The sequence below is a fragment of the Gracilibacillus sp. Marseille-QA3620 genome, assembly GCF_054950035.1.
This window is the reverse complement of record NZ_CM143102.1, coordinates 370,018-392,593: the sequence shown is the minus strand read 5'-3', so window position 1 is coordinate 392,593 and position 22,576 is coordinate 370,018. Positions and strand designations below refer to the sequence as shown.

Sequence of the window (22,576 nt, the reverse complement as noted above, 5' to 3'; positions counted from 1 at the left end):
TTTTTACTTATAGGTGATTGAATAAATGACTTGCTCCTCACCAAAGCGAATGACTCTTCCTTCCTCCCTCATCCCCACCTTTTCCAGCAGCCTTCTGGAAGGTATATTAGCGGCCTGTGTCTCCGCTCCGACTTTTGGCAGATTTAAGGTTAGAAAAGCATAGTCTAAAACGGCATAAACAACTTCTGTTCCATAGCCCTTTCCCCACCATATCGGCAATAGCTGATAGGACACTTCATGGAAGTTACCATCGTGATGGAGTCCTAGAGAAATTAACCCGACAAATTCCTTTGTGTTTTTCTTCCTAATAACCCAATTAACTTCTTCATTCATGCTATGCATCTCATCAAAGATAGATTGTAAATCATCCTCGGTTCGTATACCGCCCAAATATCGTCTCACATCATGATTCCTATACAGCTGCTTTACTTCATCATCATCTGTCTTTTGAAAAGGGATCATTGTACATTGATTGGTTTCAATCATATCTCTTCTGCCAATTACGCATTCTTCAGCCATGTCAACACTCGGACAATCTGAAAAGGCTCCGCCCAGGTGATCACTCCAAGCATCAGAAAGGCCATCATAATTGATAGGTACTTTAGCTTTCCGGCTTCGTTTTTTATCATCGCGACAAACCCTAGAATGATTGTGATAAATAAACTGATGAATCCCAACAGGATGAATAATTCCGTTAACTCTCCGGCATTTCTGCTTACCCCATATGTCATGATTCCAATGGCAATGAATAATAAAGACAGCATGCTAAACAATTTCATGGTTCATCCTCCTTTTAAATCCACATTACCATTCATTTCCATCCATTCGCAATATACATTCTCAATTCATTCTTTTATGGCGTGGCTTGCAGTAAACTAAAAGGCTGGTCCCGTCCTCTCACAGGTTACGTGGCAGAAATAATGATGTTAGCTTTTCCCTTTCCTAGCATCCGCTTATACTTTCCCAAAATACATCCATAATAAGCCTGTGAGGTACTCATCTCATCTTCAATTAAGGGAAAAAAGGAGCTTATCATATGGGAATTTTAAGCGGCAATCCACAAAAGGAACCAATGCATTATGGTGAAGTCTATGGAGTCTATATGCAGCTGGCAGCAGCAAAAGCTGCTTTGGACGGGTATCAGGTCTATGCGAATCATGTTGGTGATAAAGACTTAAAGGAATTTATTAAAGATGTCATTATAACAACCATCAAGCCAGCCATCAAGGAAATGGAAGAATTATTATTGGCTAATGATATCGTTGTACCGCCGACACCAGCTGAAAGACCTGAGGTTGATATTGAGCAGATTCCTGTTGGTGCAAGATTTCAGGATGCTCAGATTGCCTATGCACTCGCCAAGGATATCGCAACTGGCATTACAGCAATGAGCGGATTGATCAGCCAATGCATCCGTGAAGACATCGCCATGATGCTTACCCAGCAAAGTGCCAAATCATTGAAGGATGGCGCAGTCTTGCTGCAAATCATGAAGGATAAAGGCTGGCTCGTGCCTCCTCCCCTTCATATGGAGACAAAAAACAAGGAATAGCCTGCAAAAGGAAACCCGCCTCATAGAAGGCGGGTTTCACTCTTATCGTTTCTTCAACTCGTCCATAATTAATTGGTTAACCATTTGCGGATTCGCTTGGCCTTTTGTCGCTTTCATCATTTGACCGACAAGGAAGCCAACGGCCTTTTGCTTGCCGTTCTTGAAGTCCTCAATCGATTGAGGGTTATTATCAAGAATCTCAAGAACAATCTTACGGAGGGCACCTTCGTCAGAGATTTGGACAAGCCCTTTCTCCTTCACGATTGTCTCTGCATCCCCGCCGTTCTCCACTAATTCCTTGAAGACGGTCTTCGCGATTTTGGAGGAAATTGTTCCGTTCACGATCAATTTAATCAAGCCGGCCAGGCTTTCTGGGGATAATGGCGTGTCATGCAGCTCTTTTTGAGCAGATTTCATGTAGGCGGACAGCTCACCCATGATCCAGTTTGAAGCCTGCTTTGGCTCAGCCCCGGCAGCAACAGTTGCCTCGAAGAAATCAGCTGTTTCCTTTGTCACAGTCAGGACTGCTGCGTCATAGCTAGGCAAGCCCCAGTCTTCCACATAGCGCTTCTTCCGCTCATCGGGAAGCTCCGGAATTTCCGCACGAATACGGTCCTTCCATTCCTGGTCAATATAGAGTTCCACTAAATCAGGCTCAGGGAAGTAACGATAATCGTCAGACCCTTCCTTCACACGCATAAGCAAGGTAGCACCTGTTGCTTCATCAAAGCGGCGAGTTTCCTGAAGGATAACACCACCTTCATTCAATACCTTTGCCTGACGCTCCTGTTCAAATTCAAGACCTTTGCGGACAAAGTTGAAGGAGTTTAAATTCTTCAGCTCTGTCTTTGTGCCGAATTCCTCCTGTCCTACTGGACGAAGGGAAATATTCGCATCACAACGAAGGCTTCCTTCCTCCATCTTACAGTCAGAAACGCCTGTGTACTGAATGATGGATTTCAATTTCTCGAGATACGCATAGGCTTCTTCCGGTGTACGAATATCCGGCTCAGATACGATTTCAATCAATGGCGTTCCTTGGCGGTTATAGTCACATAAGGAATAGCCGTCTGCTGTATGGGTCAGTTTGCCGGCATCCTCCTCTAGATGAAGACGAGTGATACCGATGCGTTTCTTCTCACCGTTCACTTCAATTTCAATCCAGCCATGCTCACCGATTGGCTTATCAAATTGAGAGATTTGGTAGGCCTTCGGATTGTCCGGATAGAAATAGTTTTTACGGTCGAATTTTGTATCAGTCGCCACTTCACAGTTCAAGGCCATGGCAGCCTTCATCGCATATTCGACTGCCTTCTTATTCAAGACAGGCAATACCCCCGGATAGCCAAGGTCAATGACACTTGTGTTTGTGTTTGGGTCCGCGCCGAATTGGTTCGGGCTCGCGGAGAAAATTTTTGATTCTGTTTTTAGCTCAACGTGAACCTCTAAGCCGATGACTGTTTCGTAGTTCATTTACTCCACCCCCTGCAATGACGGCTTTTGTTTATGGAAGTCTGTCGCTTGTTCAAAGGCATGGGCTACCTTGTAGACCGTGCTCTCATCGAAGTGCTTACCGATGATTTGCAGACCAAGCGGAAGGCCATTTGTAAATCCATTTGGCACAGAGATACCTGGAACACCCGCAAGGTTTACCGGGATGGTCAAGATATCATTGGCATACATTGTGAGCGGATCACTCGTTTTCTCGCCCATTTTGAAGGCAGGTGTTGGTGCAGTTGGTCCAATGATGACATCATATTGGTCAAATACTCTTTCAAAATCATTTTTAATCAGCGTACGTACTTTTTGAGCTTTTTTATAATAAGCATCATAGTAGCCGGAGCTTAGCGCGAACGTACCGAGCATGATACGTCGTTTTACTTCATCTCCGAATCCTTCTGCTCTTGTTTGCTTATACATTTCTAAGAGATTCTCAGCATTCTCTGTGCGGTGTCCGTATCTCACACCGTCAAAGCGGGAGAGGTTCGCAGACGCCTCAGAGGATGACAGGAGATAATATGTTGATAGCGCATATTTGGAATGCGGCAAGGATACCTCATCATAGCTTGCCCCAAGGCCTTCAAGCACCTTCAAGGAATCGAGCACTGATTGGCGTACCTCCGGGCTGACGCCTTCACCAAGGTATTCCTTTGGCACAGCAATCTTTAGACCCTTAATATCGCCTGTTAAAGCTTTCGAGAAATCAGGAACCTCAATATGAGCAGATGTTCCATCCATCGGATCAATTCCTGCAATCGCTTGAAGTAAGTAGGCATTGTCTTCGACGTTGCGTGTAATTGGACCGATTTGGTCAAGTGATGATGCAAAGGCAACGAGGCCATAGCGAGACACGCGTCCATAGGTTGGCTTCATGCCGACAACACCGCAATAGGATGCCGGCTGACGGATAGAACCGCCCGTATCAGATCCAAGGCTGAACGGGACTTCGCCAGCTGCCACAGCCGCAGCCGAGCCACCTGAGGAACCGCCAGGAACTGTGCTTAAATCCCATGGATTCGCCGTTTTCTGGAAGGCAGAGTTCTCTGTTGAAGAACCCATCGCGAATTCGTCCATGTTCAATTTGCCAATTGTGATGGTTTCGTTCTGCTTTAAGCGCTCCATAACGGTTGCATCATAGATTGGGTCGAAATTATCAAGAATCTTGCTCGCACAAGTTGTGCGCAAGCCTTTTGTTACGATATTATCCTTAATGCCGATTGGCATTCCAAACAGAGGATCTTTCGCTTCTCCGCGTACTAGCTTCGTATCAAGCTCGTCCGCTTCCTTTCGGGCATTCTCCTCATTCAGTGTGAGGAAAGCTTTCACTTCCCCGTCAACCTCCTTGATTCTGCTATAGGATTCAGAAACGAGATCGCTGACGGAGATTTCCTTTGAGTGCAGCATTTGCTGCAGCTCCGATACTTTATGGTCAAATAAAGACATTGTATTTCCCTCCCTGGCCTACTCCATGATTCCTGGTACACGTATTTGTCCATCCTGGTGGTCAGGGGCATTCTTTAAGACCTCTTCCCTCGGCAATCCAGGTGACGGCTTGTCTTCCCGTAAGACATTCTTCATATGTAACACATGTGTTGTAGGTTCAATATTTGTTGTATCGAGCTCATTTAATTGCTCGGCAAATGTGATAATCGAATCGAGCTGCTTCGTAAACATTTCTGTTTCTTCTTCCGTAATGGCCAATCTCGCCAAATTTGCGACATGCTTAGCCTCTTCTTTAGAAATCCGCGTCATGAATGACACCTCCAAATTACTGCATTCTATAGACAACAATTATAATGATAATACCAAACTTTCGTGCGTTAAAGCAATCAGATTCCCGGTTAAAACAGGAATCCCCACAAGTTCATGCAAGATTATCCTTTTTTCGGGGAATTTATTACCCGGGAAAAGATTTGTCGAAGGAAATAATAAAAGGATGCCCTTATCTTTTAAGCATCCCCCTTTTTCCCTATGTATCTTACTCTGTATAGGCCTGATATGCGAGCATTAAGGCACCTGTTATTCCGGCATTATCCCCAAGCCCCGGCGGCACGAGATAATCCTCCATGTGCTCCGTGATCTTCGGCAATGAGACATAGCCATTCAACATTTCCTGTACATTCCTTGCAATAATCGGGAACAGCTGCGCCTGTTTCATCACGCCCCCGCCAAGGATGATTTTCTTCGGGGACAGCACTAGAATGTACTGAGCAATTGCCTGGGCTAAATAGAAGCCTTCCATCTCCCAAACTTCTGCTCTCTCCTTAAGCTGGTCTCCTTTTACACCCCAGCGCTCCTCAATGGATGGTCCTGCAGCCAAGCCCTCGAGACAGTCCCCATGGTAAGGACATTTCCCAGCATACGAATCATTCGGATGCCTCCGAACGAGGATATGGCCCATTTCAGGATGAGATAAACCCTGAAGAAGTTTCCCCCCTATTAATGCCCCAGCTCCGATTCCAGTGCCGACAGTAATATATAGACAGCTGTCCAGCCCCTTAGCCGCTCCAAGCCTGGCTTCTCCAAGAGCCGCTGCGTTCACATCCGTATTAAAACCTATTGGTACCGGGAATCTCTTCTTAAGTTCACTCACAAGCGGATAATTTCTCCACCCCTGCTTTGGTGTTGAAGTAATCGTCCCAAACGTCACACTTACCGGGTCAACATCCGCCGGTCCGAATGTGCCAATACCAATCGCTGAGGGTTTATGCTTTTGAAAGAATTTGATGACCTCTTTCATCGTCACCTCAGGCAAATCAGTCGGAATAACCGTACGTTCGACAATCGTACCATCTTCCTTTCCAACCGCACAGACAAACTTCGTACCCCCTGCTTCAATTGCACCCAAAAGCATGTCAACCGCTCCTCTCGAATCTTGTTATTTCTTCACTGTTACGCTCGTAAAAACAAACTTATCATAGCGATGTCTTGAAAATGAATATTCAAATGGAACGCCGTTATTCAAGAAGCCAACCTGCACAACCTGCAAAATTGGATCATCTGTCTTGCACTCTAAGTAAGTTTGGTCAAGCTCATTTGATTTATCAGCCATAATCGTCCTATGGGCTCCGCCAATCTTCAAGTCCAGGCTCTGCTGTATATAATTATAGATGGAAGCATGTAAAATGTCCTCTGTGATCCCCGGAATTAAGTTGGATGGCATATAGGTCTCTTCCATAACATACGGCTCATGGTCAACCATCCTCAAACGAATGATATGATACACCGGCTCCTTCGTTCCGATTGCCAGATGGCCGGCCACCTCTTCAGACGGGAACTCAATCGTAAACTGGATAATCTTGCTCGATACAGGCTTGTCTTTGACCAAATTGGACAGTCCTAAGCTCTCATCACTGATCACATTCAAGGATTGATTCTTATACATTTGAATGATAAATGTCCCATGGCCCCTCTTACGGAAGAGGAGTCCTTCTGAGACAAGGAGGTCCAAGGCCTTTCGCATCGTCATCCGGCTTGAACCGAATTCCGCAGCCAAACTAACCTCATCAGGAATCGGCTGGTCGATTGAATAAAACCCCTCTTTAATTCGTCTTCTCATTTCATTAGCGATGCTCTCATATTTGGTCATGTTCTTCTAACTCCCTGTCTATAAATACTGAAAGTGACTCTCCCGGCCATTTTGTATACTTACTTATATAATATAATGAATCACAAGAAAAACATCATATTTTTCCATATAAAGAAAGTTTTGTATGCAAATGTATTGAAATGCATAAAGAAGACGGCACAAAAGGCGCCCTCTTCTTCACATGCTGGTTAAAAACCATTATTCTCAGATACTTGCTGAATCCAGTATCCACTCTTCTTAATGGAACGCTCTCCATCTTTATCAAGATTGACAGATACGAAGCCATAGCGATTCTTATACGCATTTGACCAGGACCAGTTGTCCATGAAGGTCCAAAGATGATAGCCTTTTACGTTGGAACCTTCGCTTGCTGCCTTATGCACCCATTTCAGATGCTCACGAATGAAATCGATGCGGTAATCATCCTCAATCATTCCCTCGGCATTTCTGAATTTCTCTTCGCCTTCAACACCCATTCCGTTCTCGGAAATAAAGCACTCGATATTGCCATAGTTCTCTTTCAAATTAGTCAGGATATCATAAATCCCTTTCTCATAAATCTCCCAGCCGCGGTGGCGGTTCATCTTACGGCCCGGCATCTCATAATAATCGAAATAATAATCAGGCATGAACGGACTGTCTGGATGAGGCATATGTTCTTTTGCCTTTACCCGTCTTGGCTGATAATAGTTCACACCGAGAAGATCAACGGTATTATTCTTAATCGTCTCAAGATCCCCGTCACCGATAACAGGCATAAATCCTTTTTCTTGTAAAATCTCAACCAAGTCCTCCGGGAATGTTCCCTTTACAGCAGGATCGAGGAATGAACGATTGAAGAAGGCGTCACAAATCTTGGCTGCCTTCAAATCAGCAGGATTCTGGCTGCGAGGATATGATGGAGTCAGATTCAACACGATACCAATCTGACCATCCTGACCGAGCGCTCGGTAAGCTTCAACCGCTTTGGCACTAGAGAGGATTGTATGGTACGCAACCTGTACGGCCTTTTTAAAATCTACAATGTTCGGATAGTGGAAATCATACAAATATCCGCCCTCAACAGGAACAATTGGCTCATTATGTGTAAACCACTTCTTCACCTTGCCGCCAAAGTTCTCAAAGCATGCCTTCACATAGCGCACATACGCATCAACGACCTCACGATTCTCCCAGCCGCCAATCTCCTGCATAGCAAATGGCATATCAAAATGGAATAACCCGACAAATGGTTCAATATCGTTCGCAATCAGCTCATCAATCACATTATGGTAGAATTCCACCGCCTTCGGATTAATGTCGCCCGTCCCTTCCGGAAACATGCGTGACCATGAGATGGACATACGGAAAGAGTTATGGCCAATTTGCTTCATTAAAGCGATATCCTCTTTATATTTATAATAGAACTGGGATGTATTCTCCGGTCCCACTCCGTCAAAGAAACGGTTCGGTTCTACCTCATACCAATGATCCCAAATGTTCTTCCCTTTCCCATCTACGTCTGAAGCACCTTCCGTTTGGGTTGCAGAGGCAGCAGAGCCCCACCAAAACCCGTCTGGAAACTTATATGTTATGTGAGTCTCTCTCTCTAGATTGTTCACGATAAATTCTCCTTTGCACGTGTTAGTATTAGGCTCTGAGTATGAAAATCCATCATGCCCAGAGCCTAGTATTACTTACATATTGACTGTATTTGATTGTTGTTCCGCTGCAGCCCTTGCTTCTTCTTCTTCCTTCTTCAAGTTAACGCGGTCAATGACCTTCAAGAACGGAAGCCAGATGGAGAATACAATGAAGAAGTTAGCAATTTGCAGCAAGGATCCCCTGATTGAATTTGTTGCTAAATATCCACTGAAGCCAATCGGTACTGTCCAAGGAACCACAACACCAGTCGGAGCCGGCACCAAGCCGATTTTCATCATAAAGTAGGTGAAGATAACAACAACCATTGGAGAGATAATCCAAGGAATCATAATCAATGGGTTCATCACGATTGGCAAACCGAAGATGATTGGTTCATTGACGTTGAAGATTCCTGGAGCAGCGCCTAATTTCGCCACCTGTTTCATTTGTTTGGACTTAACGAATACAAGGATTGCCGCAACGACTGCCAAAGTCATCCCTGTACCGCCCATTCCAACTGTAAATGTATCCATAAATGTTTTTGAAATTATGTGAGGAACTTGCTCACCAGCTTTAAACGCATCCAAGTTTTCTAAAGATAAGGAAAGCCAAATTGGATCCATAACAGAATTCAAAATAATTTGTCCATGAAGACCGAAGAACCAAAGCAATTGAATCAAGAACACGACAACCAACGTTGGAATCAATCCGCTTCCCAAACCAGTAAGAGGTTTCTGAAGCAAGCTGTAAATAACATCATGCAGGTTTGTTTCAAACGCAAGTACAACAATCGCATTAATGAATAAGAAAACAGTTAATGTAATAAATGCTGGGATCAATGCTGCGAAAGACTTTGCTACTGCTGGCGGAACGCCTGCAGGCATCTTAATCGTAATATCCTTCTGTACAATCTTACGGTAGATCTCCCCGGCAGCAAATGCCGTAATCATCCCAAGGAACATTCCCTTAGCACCCAGACGGTCTAACGAAAGTACGCCGGTTACCACTTCACCATTAGCTGTTTCTACCACAAAAGGCGTTAAGAACAAGAAGGACGCCAGCGCCACAACCCCGCCGAAAACAGCCTCCACATTATAACTCTTCGATAAATAATACCCGATACCAAACACTACGAAGACCGTCAGAATACTCATCGTCGCGCTCTGCGCTACACCAAATGTATTAGAAAGCGTCGCAATCGTATCATCACTCAAAAACTTGTTCAAAAACGGCAGGTTTAACAACACAACAACCATAGAACCGAATACCGTCAATGGAAACGCTAACATAAATGCGTCACGTAAAACTCCTAAATACCGGTTATTGTTAAGCTTTCCTGCAATCGGCACAAGGAAACTGCTTATTTTATCAAACATCAACTTTTCCCCCAGTCGAATACTCTAAGACTCCCATCCCAATCTATTGAAGGACTCTTATAGGCTTCTATACTCTTATTTATTTTGTGACTTGAAAACTTCTAATAGTTCCTTCACCAATTCCTTCATCGTCAACGTAGACATCAAATGGTCCTCAGAATGCATCAGGAGAAGTGAATATGGAATCTGGTTGCCTGAAGCTTCCTTCTGCACCATTTGGAAATGAATATCATGCGCAACACTAAGATCCGCTTCTGCCTGTGCAATCAGCTCATCCGCACCGCTCTCATTCCCATCCTTATACTCACGCAAAGCTTGAATCACCTTCGCACGCGCATTCCCGCTGTGAAGAATAAGCTGAAAACTAATCTGTTCATCTGTGAGTTGATCCAATTGTAATTTCTCCATTATTTATCACCTATTAAAGAAAGAGCTTGCTCATAGGCTTTCTTCCCATCAGCCATGCCATACGCCATCATATCGATTACATCAACCTTGATTCCGTACTTTTCCGCTTCCTTCTGTAAATCGCCCTTCAAAAAGCTCATTTGCGGCCCGATCAACACAACATCAGCCTCCGCCATATCCTGCTTCGCCTTATCCTGACCAACCGCCCAAATCTTCGCCTCATCACCAATTGACTTCGCGTGAGCCTCCATCTTTGTTACCAACAAACTTGTTGACATGCCAGAACTACAAGCTAAGAGAATTTTTTTCATGTGTATCAACCTCTTTTGATAGATTTTTAAAATTTGGTTTAACCGCTTACATTTACCATTATAACTATATTTTATTAAATGTCTATACATTTAACTTTAAAAGTATAAATTTTTATTTTCATAGGTATGTATTTTCATTGGTGAGTGGGCATATAGGTGGATGGTTTAATAATCGAGAGTGGTTTTTTGAGAGAGACTCCCCACCTTTCTCCTATGCTTTGACCGGGCTTTGTACCGGTTGGGTGGGTGAAAGGTGGGAGATGCGTGGCTTTTCCCTCCTCTCTCCCAGGCTTTGTCCAGGCTTCCTACCGGTTAGGTGGGCGAAAGGTGGGATAGGCGTGGCTTTTCCCTCCTCTCTCCCAGGCTTTGCCCAGGCTGCATACCGGTTGGGTGGGTGAAAGGTGGGATAGGCGTGGCTTTTCCCATTTCTCTCCCATGCTTTGCCCAGGCTTCATACCGGTTAGGTGGGCGAAAGGTGGGAGATGCGTGGCTTTTCCCTCCTCTCTCCCAGGCCATGCCCAGGCTTCGTACCGGTTAGGTGGGGGAAAGGTGGGGTAGGCGTGGCTTTTCCCTTCTCTCTCCCAGGCTTTGTCCAGGCTTCATACCGGTTGGGTGGGCGAAAGGTGGGATAGGCGTGGCTTTTCCCTTCTCTCTCCCAGGCTTTGCCCAGGCTTCGTACCGGTTAGGTGGGGGAAAGGTGGGATAGGCGTGGCTTTTCCCTCCTCTCTCCCAGGCTATGCCCAGGCTTCATACCGGTTAGGTGGGCGAAAGGTGGGAGATGCGTGGCTTTTCCCTCCTCTCTCCCAGGCCATGCCCAGGCTTCATACCGGTTGGGTGGGCGAAAGGTGGGAGATGCGTGGCTTTTCCCTCCTCTCTCCCAGGCTTTGTCCACCCTTCGCTCCCTTTGCATGGGATTAGGGTGGGCTTTCTCTGACGATTCCCACCCTTTGTCCACCCTTCGCCCCCTTTGCATGGGGTTAGGGTGGGTCTTCTTTGACGATTCCCACCCTTTGTCCACCCTTCACCCCCTTTGCATGGGATTAGGATGGGTCTTCTCTGACGATTCCCACCCTTTGCCCACCCTTCGCCCCCTTTGCATGGGCAAAGGCTGGGCACTCCTACTCCCCAGCTCCCCCTCACCAAAAACAAAAAACCGAACCCACAAAAGGGTTCGGTCTTCATCTCGCATTCTATTAAGCTTGCTGGAATTGCTCTTCCTCCGTGGATCCTTTAAGGGCCGTTGTGGAGGATGTGCCGCCAGTGATGACTTGGGCGACTTCGTCGAAGTAGCCTGTTCCGACTTCGCGTTGGTGCCTGGTTGCTGTGTAGCCGTTTGCTTCGCTTGCGAATTCTGCTTGTTGAAGCTCGGAGTATGCAGCCATGCCGCGCTCTTTGTAGCCTCTTGCCAATTCGAACATGCTGTGGTTGAGGGCGTGGAAGCCGGCAAGGGTAACGAATTGGAATTTGTAGCCCATTTTTGCAATTTCTTTTTGGAAGTTTGCGATGGTTTCATCATCGAGCTTTTTCTTCCAGTTGAAGGATGGTGAGCAGTTATAGGCAAGCATTTTGCCAGGGAATTTTTCGTGAATCGCGTCTGCGAATTTCTTCGCATCTTCTAGGTTTGGCTCGGATGTTTCACACCAGATTAGATCAGCATATGGTGCGTAGGATAATCCCCGAGCGATCGCTTGGTCGATACCCGCTTTCGTACGGTAGAATCCTTCTGGCGTGCGATCTCCCGTAATAAATGGATGGTCAACTGGGTCGATGTCGCTTGTGATTAGGTCAGCTGCATCAGCATCTGTCCGGGCGATCAGGATGGTTGGTACGCCCATAACATCGGCCGCCAATCGTGCTGCGATCAGGTTACGTACAGCAGTTTGTGTTGGTAGCAATACTTTTCCGCCTAAGTGTCCGCATTTCTTTTCAGAAGAAAGCTGGTCTTCGAAATGGACGCCGGCAGCACCTGCTTCGATCATGCCTTTCATGAGCTCAAAGCAGTTCAATTGTCCGCCAAAGCCTGCTTCTGCATCCGCTACAATCGGCTGGAACCAGTCGATGTCTTCCTTACCCTCAGAATAGTGAATTTGATCTGCACGCTGAAGGGCTTGGTTAATGCGCTTGACAACAGCTGGTACACTGTTTGCTGGGTAAAGGCTTTGGTCAGGATACATATTGCCGGAAAGGTTGGCATCAGCTGCGACCTGCCAGCCGCTCAAATAAATGGCTTTCAAGCCCGCTTTTACTTGCTGGACAGCTTGGTTACCGGTAAGGGCGCCAAGGGCATTGATGTAATCCTCTGTGTTCAGGTAGTTCCATAGTTTTTCAGAGCCTCTTCTTGCTAATGTATGTTCAATTTGAACGGAGCCGCGAAGCTTGAGGACATCCTCAGCAGAGTATGGGCGTTCAATTCCTTGCCATCTTTCGTCTTTCCATTGGTCTTCGATTTGTTTCACTAATTCTTCTCTCATTCCTAATTCCTCCTATATGTTCATATCAGATTTATAGAATTTCGTATGCAGGTAACGTCAAGAAGTCATAAAACGTATCTTCTTTGATGAGTTTGTCGAAAAGCTCTGCCGCCTCATCAAATCGGCCGGAATTGAATCGTTCCTCGCCTAGCTCGGATTTGATTCGCTGTAATTCTTTTTCTTTAAAAGTTTCATACATGGCCATGTCTACTTTACGGCCATCATCAAGGACCCCTTTCGGATGGCGCACCCATTGCCATACCTGGGCTCTGGAGATTTCAGCGGTTGCAGCATCCTCCATCAGGTTATAGATTGGGGCAGCTCCTCGTCCATTAAGCCACGATTCGATATATTGAATACCGACATTGATGTTCGTACGGACACCCTGTTCGGTGATGGCGCCTTCTGGCACTTCAAGAAGGTCCTCAGCTTTGACGCTGACGTCTTCTCTTTTCTTATGGATTTGGTTTGGTGTCGGCATGAATTCGTCAAATACTTCCTTTGCCACCGGAACCAAGGCCGGATGGGCTACCCATGTGCCGTCATGGCCGTTTCTTGCCTCACGTTCTTTGTCAGCTCGTACCTTTGCGAAGGCTTCGTCGTTCGCCTTTTCGTCATTTTTGACCGGAATCTGGGCAGCCATTCCGCCAATAGCTGGTGCATTCCGCTTGTGGCAGGTCTGAATGGCCAACAAGGAGTAGGCTGTCATGAACGGTACAGCCATCGTGACGACGGAGCGATCCGGTAGAATGATAGAGTCATGATTTCTGAATTTCTTTAAGTAGCTGAATATATAATCCCATCTGCCGCAATTCAGTCCTGCGGAGTGGTCTTTTAGTTCGTACAGAATTTCGTCCATTTCAAATGCTGCAAGGATCGTTTCGATGAGGACGGTTGCTTTGATGGAGCCATGCGGGATGCCTATGTGGTTTTGCGCGTAGACGAATACATCGTTCCAAAGACGCGCTTCGTGGTGACTTTCGATCTTCGGCAGATAAAAGTATGGTCCGCTTCCATTTGCGAGAAGAGTCTTGGCATTGTGGTAAAAGAACAAGCCAAAATCCATCAAACCGCCTGATATCGGCTTATCATCAAGCGTGACATTCTTCTCCTCCAGGTGGAAACCTCTTGGGCGCACAATCAAGGTTGCAGTTTCTTCTTTTAGGCTGTATTGCTTGCCATTCGGATTGACAAAGCTGATGGTTCGATTGACAGCATCGCGAAGATTTATATGCCCTTCAATATTATTGTTCCAGGTTGGAGAGTTTGCATCCTCAAAGTCTGCCATAAAGCATTTGGCGCCTGAGTTCAATGCGTTAATGACCATCTTTCGGTCAACCGGCCCGGTAATTTCTACTCGCCGGTCTTCTAAGTCCTTCGGAAGCGATGCAATCGTCCAATCGCCGTTTCGAATATGCTCTGTTTCCTTCAGGAAATCAGGCAGCTTTCCTTCGTCGATCTCCTTTTGCCGTTCTGCCCGCTTCTCAAGCAATTCCTTTCTTCTCGGCCCGAAATGCCGTTCAAGCTGTTCGATAAATTCAAGTGCTTCTGGAGTGAGGATTTCTTCAAATCCCTGCTCCATCTTTCCATGGATATTCAGTCCATTTGTCTGTACCGCCATGTTACAAGCTCACTTCCTTTACCTGCATCTTTTGTTATAAAACAGAAAACTTAATATATTTTGTATTATATAACAGTATTTAGAAAATGCAAATAGTTTCGTGGAATTTTTTCGTATTTTTCTAAAATTAGGTATTTGTGCGACGTGTTTTATATGGTTGAGGAAGGCATAGCAGCGTATCCTTAGCCTTTACTAGAAAGACTAGATTCTTTCTTCTTAATGCTTACAGTCCTATAACACACAGATGAAGTAAGGTGAGCGCTGTATCACCACCTTCTCAAGGTCAACGATACAGTTCACTAACTTAGGTATGCCTGGGTTTATGCTGTCCTTTAAAAGGACTTTAGTCCATTCATGCAGAAATTCTTATATATGCTATGAGAATGAGGAGGGTATTTTATGAATGGTCTACCGCCTAAGCATATTGTGTCAGCGGCAACGATTGTTATAAATGAGAAACAGGAGATTTTATTGCTAAGAGGACCCAAGCGCGGCTGGGAGATGCCGGGCGGGCAGGTTGAGGAGGGTGAGTCACTAAAGGAGGCAGCTATTCGGGAGACGAAGGAGGAAACAGGAATTGATATAGAAATTCTATCCTTTTGCGGCATATTTCAAAATGTGAAGCGGTCAATCTGTAACACTCTTTTCTTAGCGAAGCCCATTGGCGGGCAATTGATGACCTCTCCTGAGAGTTTAGAGGTTGGGTTCTTTCCGCTGGAGGAGGGCTTGGATCTGGTCACTTGGAACAATTTTCGGCAGCGGATTGAGCATTGCCTTGATAAAACCAACCAGCCCTTTTTCATAGAATGCTAAAAAAGACCCCTCCAAAACCATTGGTGGGGTCTTTCAATCTATTAATATGCTTCAGATGTTGTTTTTGCTTGCATGTGAAGAAGCAAGTAGTCAGGACCGCCTGCTTTGGAATCTGTACCGGACATATTAAATCCGCCGAATGGCTGGTAGCCGACGATGGCTCCTGTGCAGCCGCGGTTGAAGTACAGATTGCCGACATGGAAGTCTTCACGCGCTTTTTCTTGGTGTGCGCGGTTACGTGTAATCACTGCTCCAGTTAGGCCGTAATCTGTATTATTAGCAATCTCAATCGCTTCGTCAAAGCTGCTCGCCTTGCAGAATGCAACGACTGGTCCGAAGATTTCTTCCTTCATGATGCGTGCATCTGGGGCAAGGTCTGCAATGATGGTTGGCTCGATGAAGTATCCTTTAGAATCATCTGACCCCCCGCCAGCGACGATGCGTCCTTCTTCCTTGCCGATCTCGATATAGCCTGTGATTTTCTTGAAGGCACCGGCATCAATAACAGGACCCATAAAGTTGCCAAAGTCACCTGTGTCACCAAATGTTAGTTCTTTCGTCAATTCAACGGCACGGTTCAATACTTCGTCATAGACATCCTCTACAATGACTGCTCTTGAGCAGGCAGAGCATTTTTGCCCGGCGAAACCGAAGGCAGATGCCACGATGGATTTAGCTGCCAGCTCTAGGTCTGCATCAGAATCAACGACGATGGTATCTTTTCCGCCCATTTCAGCAATAACACGCTTCAGCCATTTTTGGCCTTCGTGGACTTTAGATGCTCTTTCATAAATTCTCACTCCAACATCACGGGAGCCAGTAAAGCTAATAAAGCGCGTGCTTGGATGGTCGACCAAATAATCGCCAACCTCAGAGCCGCTGCCCGGCACATAGTTGATTACGCCGGCAGGTAAGCCTGCTTCCATCATGACTTCTACAAATTTCGCAGACACGACCGGTGTTGTGGAGGCTGGTTTTAATAAAACGGTATTTCCGGATACAACTGCTGCGACACATGTTCCTGCCATGATTGCCAGCGGGAAATTCCAAGGGGAAATAATAACCCCGACACCAAGAGGAATATAGTCATATCGGTTATATTCATCCGGACGGCTTAAGACTGGCTGGCCGTCTTTTAGCTTCAGCATTTGTCTTCCGTAGTACTCAAGGAAATCAATTGCTTCTGCTGTATCAGCATCGGCTTCAGCCCATGGCTTGCCTGCTTCACGAACCATAAGCGCGGAGAACTCATGCTTTCTGCGACGAATGATGGAAGCGGCTTTGAATAGGACATCTGCCCGAACCTCAGGCTTTGTTTTACTCCATGTCTTAAAGGCCTTTAAGGCTTCCTGCATGGCTTTTTCCGCCAGGTCCTTATTCGTTTTGGACACACGGCCGATAATTACTTCTTTATTGGATGGACTAGTAGAGACAATCTTTTCTTCAGTCGTCACGCGTTCACCGCCAATGATCAACGGGTAATCCTGGCCGAGGTAACCATCCACTAATGCGAGTGCTTCCTCAAATGCCTTTTTGTTCTCATCAGCCTTGAAGTTTGTCAGTGACTCATGTTTGTACGCTTGTACCATTCGATGACCTCCCTATGTATAATAAAATTAAAGTAACCTATCCTTTATTTTAAACTATTCAGTATTATACGTCACTTTATTTAAAGTCAACTCAAAATGTTCCGATTATTCTACTATTTAACTATAAAAAAAGCAGGACTATTAGCCCTGCTTTTCTTTTATTCATTGTAAATATACACATATGGCTCTTTATCATCAACTTCTTTGACGATTAGAGATTCCTGACCATTCGATGAGGTGATCTTCGTCTCAACCTCTAAGTAATCAGGGAAATGATCCATGACAAGTCCTGCGACATATTGGGTAAACCCAATGACTTCACTCTTAGAGTAGAACTGCATATCAATGGAAATCGTCAGCTTCTTCATTTCTTCATTCACATAGAAGGCTTTGCCGATAACGCCATTGTAATTCGGGAAGTATTCTTCCACATCATCCTTGAAATTTGAGAATGTGCTGGCGTCATCTCGATGCTTCTCTTCAGCGCTTGAAGATGGGAAGAGGAAATAATCCTCATCAACATTCTTCCACTTGGAGATTTTGCTGCTGTTTGCATTGATAACTGTATAAGAAATGAAGTTTCCTGGTACAACGGAGTCCTTGCTTTCTTGTTCAAACAAAGCAATCAGGATAGGCACATCCTTTGCACCTTCCAATCCTCGAACACGTTTGACGACTTCCGCCGCAATTTCTTCACCCTTTTCTTGGAGTGTTTTGGCATCAATCTTTATTTCATATGTTTCGCCATACTTCTCCTTCTGGTAATAGAAGACAGAGTTCAATGCAAGTCCGATGGAGATTCCCCCGAGGGTTACCTTATTGTTATCGGATTTCACCAAATAGTTATGCTCTAGAATATGGGCAAGGTATTCAGGATTTTTCTCATACCGCTCCTCAATGTCTCCTTTACCGTCATCAACAGGATTCAGCCCCATATTTTCATCGGCTGTCATCTTTTTCTCTTTCAGCTGTGCACTCGTATATTTACGCTGCAGCCAGCTTGTGACCGTTTCCTTTGAAATGACCTGCCCCTCACGGAACACATATTCATCAGTCGGGAATGGGTCTTGCGAAAGCCTCATCAATCCCGTTTCAAATTCCTCCAAGTCCAGGCGAGTGTTGATGTTTGATGTTACAAGGCCGCGCGTATCGCTCGTCTCGTATGGCAGTAAGGTTTGGTAGTATTGATCAGAGATTTGGTACTCAGGAATAATGGATTCCTTCTCGGTATTCTCTGTATCTGTATCATCTTCTACCACTTCACTCTTATCAAAGCTCGGGGCACAGCCTGTTGCTGTCAGCATCATCGCCAATGTTATTGCCAAAAAGCGCTTCATTATTCCACCTCTATTCTTGCTTGCCCAGCTCAGCCAGAAGCTGTTGCTCATTCCAAACCTCAATACCGAGATCCTGGGCTTTCTTTAACTTAGAACCGGCATCCTCACCGGCTATGACTAAATCTGTCTTCTTGCTGACACTTCCTGTTACGTTTCCTCCAAGGGCTTCTATCAGTTCCTTTGCTTCATTTCGCCCGTACTGTTCCATTTTACCAGTGAGTACAATGGTTTTCCCAGCGAAATAGGAATCTGATTCAGCGGCATCCATTTTTCTTTTGCCCTTATAGCTCATATTGACACCATAGGCTTTTAATTCATTGATCAATTGCATGAACTCTTCCTGGCTGAAATATGTCACGATAGCATCAGCCATCTTCTCACCGATTTCGTTAATGGAAACGAGTTCTCCAGCACTTGCGGCCATGAGTTTGTCCATTTCCTCATATTCCTCTGCAAGCACTCGGGCTGCCTTGGCACCGACATGTCGAATGCCGAGACCGAATAAGAGACGTTCAAGTGAGTTATCTTTAGAAGCTTCAATCGCTGCCAGCAGCTTCTTCACAGACTTATCACCCATTCGCTCCAGCTCAATCAATTGATCATACGTTAATTTATAAATATCAGCGACATCTTTGATTAAATTCGCATCAAATAATTGAATGATAACCTTTTCTCCAAGCCCGTCAATGTTCATCGCATTGCGGGAAACGAAGTGAATTAACCCTTCCTTAATCTGCGCAGGGCATTTCGGGTTAATGCATCGCAGCGCAACTTCACCCTCGAGGCGGACAAGCTCGCTATCGCACTCTGGGCAATGTGTCGGCATATGGAATTCTTCCTCAGCCCCAGTCCGTTGTTCAATCTGTACTTTGACGACCTCCGGGATAATATCACCCGCTTTTTTGATGACGACATGGTCACCAATGCGGATATCCTTCTCACGAATCAAGTCCTCATTATGAAGGGAGGCTCTTTGCACAGTCGTCCCAGCGACACGTACAGGCTCAAGCAATGCTGTCGGCGTAATGACGCCTGTTCGCCCGACTGTCAACTCGATTCCCTTCAGCACCGTCACGACTTCCTCAGCCGGGAATTTGTAAGCAATGGCCCAGCGTGGACTTTTCGCTGTCACGCCAAGCTCATCCTGGTGGGATAGAGAATCGACCTTCACAACGATTCCATCGATCTCATAATCGAGGGTCGGCCGTTTCTCTGTCCACTCACTGATATATGCAAGCACTTCTTCGATGGTCTGGCATCTCCTGCGGTGCGGATTTGTCTTCAATCCCAGCGTATGAAGAAGGTCAAGACCTTCACTGTGGGAGGTCACACCTGTTTCACCCGTATCCCCGATACCATATAAGAAGATGTCCAGATTTCTTGAGGCAGCAATCCTTGGATCAAGCTGCCTTAATGAGCCGGCAGCCGCATTCCGCGGGTTTGCGAATGGCTCCTCGCCGTTTTCCTCCTTCTTTTGATTCAACGAAACAAAGGATTTCTTCGGCATATAGGCTTCACCGCGCACCTCCATCGTATATGGTTGATTGAGGCGGAGAGGAATCGAGCGAATTGTACGCAGATTGGCTGTAATATCCTCACCAATCGTACCATTTCCTCGAGTCGCTCCCTTCACGAATAGTCCGTCCTCAAAACGAAGGGAAACAGCAAGACCATCAATTTTCAATTCACAAATATACGAATAGCTGTCCGTGCCAAGCCCTTGTTTCACCCGGCGGTCAAAATCACGCAGATCCTGTTCATTGAAGGCATTGCCAAGACTCAGCATCGGGGTGATATGTTCCACCTTCTGAAAGGCATCCAACACCTGTCCGCCGACACGCTGTGTCGGCGATTCCTCTGTTTGCAGCTCAGGGAATGCCTGCTCGATTGCCACTAGCTCCTTGTACAATTCATCATAGACAGAATCCGGCACACTCGGCTCATCAAGAACGTAGTATTCATATCCATATTGATTTAATAAAGAATGAAGCTCAGCTGCTCTTTTTTGGGCTTCTTTCAACTCCATAATTCTCTTCCGCCTCTCTGCAAGGTTTCAACAGGTTTATTGTTGCTTCTTAATTGGGGCAAATTTCGCCAGAAGGCGCTTAATGCCCATTGATGGGAATGCGATGTCGAGCTCAAGCCCGTCTCCGCTGCCTTTCACGCTGACAACGGTACCTACTCCCCATTTGCCATGTTCGGCCTTATCACCGACAGCCCAATCAAGCTTCTCGCCGCCAGATGTGTTCATAGCTGGTCTCATAACCGGCTTTGGAGATGCTCCGCTGTTGATTCCGCCGCCATTGATGCCTGTTCCGCCTCGAACAGTCCCTCTTCCTTGCATAAAGGATGGCCGTGAAGAAGACCTGCTCTCTGCAGGAGGATTCAAGTCTTCAAGTAAATCTTCCGGAATTTCTTTAATGAAACGGGATACCGGATTCATATTCGTACGTCCGTACAAGGTTCTCATCTGGGCATTGGTGATGAAGAGCTCCTGCTCAGCCCGCGTAATGCCGACATAAGCAAGGCGGCGTTCCTCTTCCATCTCTTCATCTTCCATAAGCGCACGGCTATGCGGGAATACACCCTCCTCAAGACCTAGAAGGAAGACAGCAGGGAACTCAAGCCCCTTCGCAGAGTGGAGAGTCATGAGAACGACACCCTCTCCTGCTGCCTCATCTTCCTCATCCATCCGGTCGATGTCAGCAACAAGGGCCAAGTCTGTCAGGAAGGCTACTAAGCTTTTATCTTCACTGCTGTTCTCAAAGTTCTTCGTTACAGACAGGAACTCTTCAATATTCTCAAGTCTTGTTTCAGCTTCAATCGTCTTCTCAATTTCAAGCGATTGGCGATAGCCGGATTTCTCAATAACCTCATCAATTAATTCAGTTACGGATAGGTATTCCTGCATCGCCGTATAGTGCTTGATTAAATCGCGGAACTCGCTTGCTCCTTTATACGCCTTCGCCCCAAGTCCAACGAACTCAAGCTCAAGCATCGCTTGGTACATGGATATATCATGGTCCTGTGCGTAGTTGGCAATCTTATCAACAGAGCTTGCTCCGACACCGCGTTTCGGTACATTAATGACCCGGCGCAAGGAAATATCGTCATCCGGGTTAGCAATTAAGCGCAGATAAGCCAGGATATCCTTGATTTCTTTCCGGTCATAGAACTTAATACCGCCTACAATCGTGTATGTGATATTGGATTTAAGCAAGACTTCCTCCATTACACGTGACTGGGCATTCGTACGGTACAGAATCGCAATATCAGACAGCGGCTTTCCTTGCTTCTCCATTTCCTTGATCTTCCCTGCAACAAACTGGGCTTCGCCCTGCTCACTGTCAGCGCGGAAATATGAAATCTTATTACCCTCTAAGTTCTCCGTCCACAGCTTTTTCGGCTTCCGGTTCAAGTTATTCTCAATCACTCCATTGGCCGCAGCCAAAATCCGCTTCGTTGAGCGGTAGTTCTGCTCAAGCAGAATAACATTTGCATTTGGGTAATCCTTCTCAAAGGAGAGAATGTTAGCGATATCCGCACCGCGCCAACGATAGATGGACTGGTCGGAATCCCCGACAACACAAAGGTTCTTAAAGCGCTGCGCAAGCTTTTTGACGAGCATATATTGCGCTCGGTTCGTATCCTGATACTCATCGACATGGATGTACTGAAATTTCCGTTGATAGAATTCAAGCACTTCTGGTACTTTATCGAATAATTCGAAGGTCTTCATGATTAAATCATCGAAATCGAGCGCCTGATTCTTTCTTAAACGCTTTTGATATTCCGTGTAAAGGTCGGCAACTGTCTGCTCATAAAAGTTACCGGCTGTATTAGCGAATTCCTCATGAGTAATCAATTCATTCTTCGCAGATGAAATGGTTCCCAGAATGGATTTTGGCTCGAATTTCTTTGTGTCAATATTCTTTTCTTTCATGATTTGCTTGATGACAGTTTGCTGGTCGGAAGGGTCGAGAATCGAGAAATTCCGGTTCATTCCAATCCGGTCGATATCACGGCGGAGAATCCGAACACACATGGAGTGGAATGTAGAAATCCAAATTTCATCCGCTGCTCCTCCAAGAATGCCCTGAATCCGCTCCTTCATCTCCCTTGCCGCCTTATTGGTAAAGGTAATCGCGAGAATATTCCATGGAGCTACTTCCTTCTCTACGATTAAGTAGGCAATCCTATGCGTCAAAACCTTCGTCTTTCCGCTTCCCGCTCCTGCCATAATCAGCAAAGGACCGTCGGTTGCCTGTACAGCTTCTTTTTGTTTATTGTTTAATCCTGTTAATAATCGATCTGTTAAGAACTGCATATATATGACACCATCCCGATACGAACGTTTGTTCTTATTATACTTGATTCTAGTGTGCA

General features: G+C 45.8%; 19 protein-coding genes. 2 read left to right on the top strand and 17 right to left on the bottom strand.

Annotated features, from left to right (window positions below):
* Positions 1–3: 3 nt before the first annotated feature.
* Entirely contained in the window at positions 4–519 is a 516-nt protein-coding gene (locus ACY8DX_RS02055) for a GNAT family N-acetyltransferase (protein ID WP_231589555.1), read from the bottom strand.
* A complete protein-coding gene (locus ACY8DX_RS02050; protein ID WP_049672324.1) occupies positions 501–779 on the bottom strand; it encodes a hypothetical protein in 279 nt (92 codons plus the stop codon). Before ACY8DX_RS02050 ends, ACY8DX_RS02055 begins: the two co-directional genes overlap by 19 nt.
* 257 nt (positions 780–1,036) lie before the next feature.
* Between ACY8DX_RS02050 and ACY8DX_RS02045 the strand changes: the two genes are divergently transcribed.
* Positions 1,037–1,552, top strand: a complete 516-nt coding sequence (locus ACY8DX_RS02045; protein ID WP_049672325.1) for a DUF3231 family protein — start codon at positions 1,037–1,039, stop codon at positions 1,550–1,552.
* Positions 1,553–1,594: 42 nt separating this feature from the next.
* Here ACY8DX_RS02045 and gatB read toward each other — a convergent pair whose 3' ends face one another.
* The 11 genes from gatB to aceB all read right to left on the bottom strand — a co-directional run bounded on the left by gatB (position 1,595) and on the right by aceB (position 14,451).
* Positions 1,595–3,025 carry an Asp-tRNA(Asn)/Glu-tRNA(Gln) amidotransferase subunit GatB gene (gene gatB, locus ACY8DX_RS02040; protein WP_049672326.1) on the bottom strand — a complete coding sequence of 477 codons (1,431 nt, stop codon included), beginning with the start codon at positions 3,023–3,025 and terminating at the stop codon, positions 1,595–1,597.
* Positions 3,026–4,495 carry an Asp-tRNA(Asn)/Glu-tRNA(Gln) amidotransferase subunit GatA gene (gene gatA, locus ACY8DX_RS02035; RefSeq protein ID WP_462406126.1) on the bottom strand — a complete coding sequence of 490 codons (1,470 nt, stop codon included), beginning with the start codon at positions 4,493–4,495 and terminating at the stop codon, positions 3,026–3,028.
* A gap of 18 nt (positions 4,496–4,513) precedes the next feature.
* A complete protein-coding gene (gatC, locus tag ACY8DX_RS02030; RefSeq protein WP_049672328.1) occupies positions 4,514–4,804 on the bottom strand; it encodes an Asp-tRNA(Asn)/Glu-tRNA(Gln) amidotransferase subunit GatC in 291 nt (96 codons plus the stop codon).
* Positions 4,805–5,030: 226 nt separating this feature from the next.
* A complete protein-coding gene (locus ACY8DX_RS02025) occupies positions 5,031–5,906 on the bottom strand; it encodes an ROK family protein (RefSeq protein WP_462406125.1) in 876 nt (291 codons plus the stop codon).
* 24 nt (positions 5,907–5,930) lie between these two features.
* Positions 5,931–6,641 carry a GntR family transcriptional regulator gene (locus ACY8DX_RS02020; RefSeq protein ID WP_049672330.1) on the bottom strand — a complete coding sequence of 237 codons (711 nt, stop codon included), beginning with the start codon at positions 6,639–6,641 and terminating at the stop codon, positions 5,931–5,933.
* Positions 6,642–6,829: 188 nt separating this feature from the next.
* On the bottom strand, positions 6,830–8,215 hold the full coding sequence (locus ACY8DX_RS02015; RefSeq protein ID WP_439802328.1) for a glycoside hydrolase family 1 protein: 1,386 nt from the start codon (positions 8,213–8,215) through the stop codon (positions 6,830–6,832).
* A gap of 102 nt (positions 8,216–8,317) precedes the next feature.
* Entirely contained in the window at positions 8,318–9,640 is a 1,323-nt protein-coding gene (celB, locus tag ACY8DX_RS02010; protein ID WP_049672332.1) for a PTS cellobiose transporter subunit IIC, read from the bottom strand.
* A 75-nt stretch (positions 9,641–9,715) separates the two neighbouring features.
* On the bottom strand, positions 9,716–10,048 hold the full coding sequence (locus ACY8DX_RS02005; protein ID WP_049672333.1) for a PTS sugar transporter subunit IIA: 333 nt from the start codon (positions 10,046–10,048) through the stop codon (positions 9,716–9,718).
* Positions 10,048–10,359 carry a PTS sugar transporter subunit IIB gene (locus ACY8DX_RS02000; protein WP_049672334.1) on the bottom strand — a complete coding sequence of 104 codons (312 nt, stop codon included), beginning with the start codon at positions 10,357–10,359 and terminating at the stop codon, positions 10,048–10,050. Before ACY8DX_RS02000 ends, ACY8DX_RS02005 begins: the two co-directional genes overlap by 1 nt.
* 1,193 nt (positions 10,360–11,552) lie before the next feature.
* Complete coding sequence (gene aceA, locus ACY8DX_RS01995; RefSeq protein WP_049672338.1) at positions 11,553–12,830, bottom strand: isocitrate lyase; 1,278 nt, start codon at positions 12,828–12,830, stop codon at positions 11,553–11,555.
* Positions 12,831–12,861: 31 nt separating this feature from the next.
* Positions 12,862–14,451: a malate synthase A gene (aceB, locus tag ACY8DX_RS01990; RefSeq protein WP_049672339.1), complete on the bottom strand. Its 1,590-nt coding sequence runs from the start codon at positions 14,449–14,451 to the stop codon at positions 12,862–12,864.
* Between the two features lie 399 nt (positions 14,452–14,850).
* Between aceB and ACY8DX_RS01985 the strand changes: the two genes are divergently transcribed.
* Entirely contained in the window at positions 14,851–15,264 is a 414-nt protein-coding gene (locus ACY8DX_RS01985) for an NUDIX hydrolase (RefSeq protein WP_462406124.1), read from the top strand.
* Between the two features lie 41 nt (positions 15,265–15,305).
* Here the strand turns inward: ACY8DX_RS01985 and pruA are convergent, their stop codons facing one another.
* The 4 genes from pruA to pcrA form a co-directional block, all read right to left on the bottom strand.
* The gene (gene pruA, locus ACY8DX_RS01980; protein ID WP_462406123.1) at positions 15,306–16,853 is read right to left on the bottom strand and encodes an L-glutamate gamma-semialdehyde dehydrogenase; all 1,548 of its coding nucleotides are present in this window, start codon (positions 16,851–16,853) and stop codon (positions 15,306–15,308) included.
* Between the two features lie 158 nt (positions 16,854–17,011).
* Positions 17,012–18,190, bottom strand: a complete 1,179-nt coding sequence (locus ACY8DX_RS01975) for a CamS family sex pheromone protein (RefSeq protein ID WP_439803249.1) — start codon at positions 18,188–18,190, stop codon at positions 17,012–17,014.
* A 10-nt stretch (positions 18,191–18,200) separates the two neighbouring features.
* On the bottom strand, positions 18,201–20,216 hold the full coding sequence (gene ligA, locus ACY8DX_RS01970; RefSeq protein ID WP_439803248.1) for an NAD-dependent DNA ligase LigA: 2,016 nt from the start codon (positions 20,214–20,216) through the stop codon (positions 18,201–18,203).
* A 36-nt stretch (positions 20,217–20,252) separates the two neighbouring features.
* Positions 20,253–22,517, bottom strand: coding sequence for a DNA helicase PcrA (gene pcrA, locus ACY8DX_RS01965; RefSeq protein ID WP_462406122.1), 2,265 nt, complete (start codon positions 22,515–22,517; stop codon positions 20,253–20,255).
* Positions 22,518–22,576 lie beyond the last annotated feature (59 nt).